The 3791-nt window shown below is 63.7% G+C and carries 3 protein-coding genes; all 3 read right to left on the reverse strand.

Going from position 1 to position 3791, the window contains the following annotated elements; translation table 11 throughout:
* Positions 1-54: 54 nt before the first annotated feature.
* The gene (locus EOC06_RS33715) at positions 55-1170 is read right to left on the reverse strand and encodes a tetratricopeptide repeat protein (RefSeq protein WP_128309831.1); all 1116 of its coding nucleotides are present in this window, start codon (positions 1168-1170) and stop codon (positions 55-57) included.
* The gene (locus EOC06_RS33720) at positions 1167-2072 is read right to left on the reverse strand and encodes a Ku protein (RefSeq protein ID WP_128309832.1); all 906 of its coding nucleotides are present in this window, start codon (positions 2070-2072) and stop codon (positions 1167-1169) included. The genes EOC06_RS33715 and EOC06_RS33720 overlap by 4 nt, the downstream gene beginning before the upstream one ends.
* Positions 2073-2299: 227 nt before the next feature.
* A partial coding sequence (gene ligD / locus EOC06_RS33725; protein WP_245470307.1) for a DNA ligase D occupies positions 2300-3791 on the reverse strand: 1492 nt, incomplete at its 5' end.

A 3791-nucleotide genomic window follows, 5' to 3' on the forward strand; every position in this document is an offset into this window, starting at 1 on the left:
ATCTCCCCCGCAAGGGGGGAGATTGGCTGTCATCGCGGCCTTCGCCAATCATGCTCACCCCGCCGTCCGCGCCAGCTGCAGATCCACGAACTGCACTCCCTTGGCTGCAACCCGCGCCCATTCCGAATCCGCGTCGAGTTCGAGATAGCGCACCCACAGCCGCCGCGCCTCTAGCAGATTGCCCGCGTCGAACTCCAACCTCGCAAGGTTGAACACCGGATCGGCATAGGTCTTGTCGAGCGCGATCGCCTTCTGCAGGTGCCTTCGCGCCGAGGCTTCGCGACCTTGCTCGCTCATCAGTCCGGCCAGGTTGAACCACGCCTCGACGAAGGCCGGGTCGAGTTTTATCGCATTGATATAGTCATGAGCGGCGTCCACCGCGTGGCCGCCGGCGCGCAGGCAGTTGGCGCGGTTGAAGGCGGCAATCGCATCGCTCGGATCGATGGCCAGGCAACGCTGGTAGAGCGCGGCGGCCCCATCATGGTCGCCCTGCTCCTCCGCCGCTTCCGCCTCGGCGAACAGCTCCTCCAGCGTGTCGTCACCCTCTGCCCCGGCTGTTCCGAGATCGAACAGCAACTGCCCATCGAGTTCGCTCTGGCCGCCTTCGAGATAGATGGCATCGGCGCGCCCATGCTGCGAGCCGACATTGAGCGACTTGGCGGTCAGCGACGCCACCGGGCCGGAGCGGTGGACGGAGCGCGCGATCGCCGCCCAGGTCGCGCCGCCGGCGATGAGCCCGGCATATTTGCGCGCCAGGATCAGGTCGCGGAAGGAATAAGGTTCTGTGTCATGCTCGAACGCATCGAACAGCGACAAAAAATCGAGGTCGGAGCCTGATAGCCGCGACTGATCGATCAGCGATTGCCGCGACAGCGAAGACGCCTCCGGTGTCTTCATCAGTCCGAGAAGGCGCAGGAATCCGTTCTCGCTGATCAGCGTTCGACCGGCCGCGCGCTCGGCGGCGACACTGCGCTCGATCCCGGCATCGCCGTTTTTGACGAGGCCTGCCCTGGCGAGAAGTGTCCGGCCGAAGACGACATGTGTGGTGCGCCTGGTGATACCGCGCCGCAGCTGGCCGTGCCGGCGTTCCACTTCCCGCGCAGCCAGCCTGAGCGGAAAAGCCGCCAGCGCGCCTATCGTGCCGAAAACAGCGCCGGCCGGTGCCGTCATTTCTTGCTCTTGCCGACCGCCTTCAGCAGATTGGCCTTCAACGGATTTTCAGCAGCACCACCCGCTGCCGCCTTCTTCGCGGCGGGCTTGGCAACCTCGTCGGCCTTGCTCTTCGATTTGGCCGGCGGCTTCGATTGCGACAGGCTCGCCTTCAGCGCATCCATCAGGTTGATGACATTGCCGCGCTCGGGTGCCGCCACGATGATCGGCTTGTGGCCTTTCAGCTTCTCGCGGATCATCGTCATGAGTGCCGCCTCGTAGCGGTCCTCATAATTCTTCGGATCGAAGGTGGTTTCCTTCTGCTTGATCAGCGCTTCGGCGAGCTGCAGCATTTCGGGGTCGGGCTTGCCAGCCGGGATGTTGCCGAAATATTCAGCCGTCCCGCGCACTTCGTTCGGGTTCCTCAAGGTGCACACGAACATGCCGTTCTCGCGCGCGCCGATCGTCACCACGCGCTCGCGGCTGGACAGCACCAGGCGGGCGATCGCCAGCTTGCCGGATTTGCGCATCGCTTCGCGCAGCACGGCAAAGGTCTCTTCCGCCATCGCACCGTCGGGCGCCATGTAGTAGGGCGCGTCCTGATAGATGACATCGACCTCGTCCTCGTCGACGAAGGCCTCGATGTTCATCGTGTGATTGGATTCGATGCGCACCGCATCGAGATCGGCATCATCGATGATGATGTACTGCTTGTCCTCGTATTCGTAGCCCTTGACCAGATCAGCACGCTCGACGAGCCCCAATTCGGGGTCGACCGGTTTCATGTTGATGCGGTTATGGGTCTTCTTGTGCAACTGGTTGAAGCTGATGCGCTCGCTGGCGCTGGTGGCGGGATATAGCCGCACCGGACAGCTCACGAGGCTGAGTTTGAGGTAACCTTTCCAACTTGCCCTGGGCGCCATGAAACACTCCTACGCGGCCATGCACTGACATTTGCTGCAGCGCTTTTCGTCCGAAGGACGATTGGCGCCGAGGAAATCCTACACCGACCCCACACGATACAGGCAAATCCCTGACGAAATCTTCCGGTACGTCTTTGAGGTCGTGGCGGAGAGAATAATTCAAATTGTCGGAAGCGTCGATGGACTTGGAATTGAGACGCTGGCGGGGCTGCGCCCTCATCTCGCGACTACTTCCTCGTTCCCTCGAACACTGGCAAATCCCGCGCGAACTCATTGATCTCGGCCCACGGATCGCCCGATGTCGCCAGCAGCCCCGGCAGGGAGGAATAGTTCAGATCCTGCGGCGCATCGATGGATTCCAGATCGCTCCAGCTCACCGGCGTCGAGGCCGGCAGATTGGTGCGGGCGCGCAAGGAATAAGGGGCTGCGGAGGTGTGGCCGCGCGCATTGCGATGATAATCGATGAAGATGCGCTTCTTGCGGTTGTCCTTGCCCATGGTGGTGGTGAAGGTGTCCGGCGCCGTTGTCGCCAGATGCGTGGCGATGGCGCTGGTCGCCTGGTGCAGTTTCTTCCAGTTCTGCTTGCCCGTCACCGGCACGGTGATGTGGATGCCGCTGCCGCCGGAGGTCTTGGCGAACGGCACCAGCCCCAGGCGCTCCAATTCGCCCTTGATGTGCACGGCGGCCTCGACCACCTCGCGCCATGAAATCCCCTCGCCCGGATCGAGGTCGAGGACGATCTGGTCGGGTCTGTCGAGGCTGGTGCGGTGAGTGCCCCAGGTATGGAACTCGACGACGCCGAACTGCGCCAGCGCCAGATATCCTTTCGCGCCTTCGACCGAGAGATAGGATTTGGTCTCGCCCTCGGAATTTGTCGCCTCGAATGTCACCACCGAGGGCGGCATGCCGGTGAAGGCGTGGCGCTGGAAGAAGCAATCCTTCGGCAGGCCGGTCGGGCAGCGCACCAGCGACACTGGCCGGCCGAGGATGTGCGGCAGCATGAAATCGCCGACCAGCGCATAATAGACGGCGATGTCGAGCTTGGTCGGGCCGGTCTTGCCGAACAGCCGGCGCGTCGGGTTGGTCACCCAGATGGTGGCAAGGTCGGCCTCGGCGATCAGCCGCTTGCGTTTGGACGAGACCGGCGTCGACAGGCCGACATCCCTCAAACCGCGGAAGACGCCGTGGCGCAGTGCGTTGTCCGATGTGCGGTTGGCGTAATGGATGCGCGCCGACAGCAGCGGCCGCACCCAGTTCATCTCGCGCATGATTTCGCGCGGGACGCCCTCGGGCGCGGTGGCGCCTTCCCGCAGCGGCTCCAGCCTGGCGAGCAACTCACCGGCGGTGGCGGCATCGAAACCGGTGCCGACCTTGCCGCGATAATGCAATTCACCACCCTCGAACTCTGCCATGCCGAGCGCCGCCAGCCCTTCGGCCGCATCGGAGATGGTGAAGCCTGCGATGACGAAGTCGTCCGACAGCAACGCCTTGGTCTTGGTCCAGCTTTTGCTTCGGCCGCTCTGATAGATGGCCGTGGCGCGCTTGGAGACGACACCCTCCAGCCCCAGTTCCGACGCCTGGTCGTAGAGCCCCTGCCCCGAGCCCTCGACATGGTCGGAGAACTGGATGGCGGAATTGGCGCCGAGGCCCGACAGCATCTGCGCCAGCAGCGCCTTGCGCCGGACCAGCGGCGCCTTGGTCAGGTCCCAGCCGTCGAGA

It is taken from the genome of Mesorhizobium sp. M7A.F.Ca.MR.362.00.0.0 (genome assembly GCF_004023175.1).
GTDB lineage: Bacteria > Pseudomonadota > Alphaproteobacteria > Rhizobiales > Rhizobiaceae > Mesorhizobium.

Coding starts and splice junctions, on each gene's coding strand:
- EOC06_RS33720 (WP_128309832.1), bottom strand. CDS start 2,072: ATGGCGCCCAGGGCAAGTTGGAAAGGTTACCTCAAACTCAGCCTCGTG.
- EOC06_RS33715 (WP_128309831.1), bottom strand. CDS start 1,170: ATGACGGCACCGGCCGGCGCTGTTTTCGGCACGATAGGCGCGCTGGCG.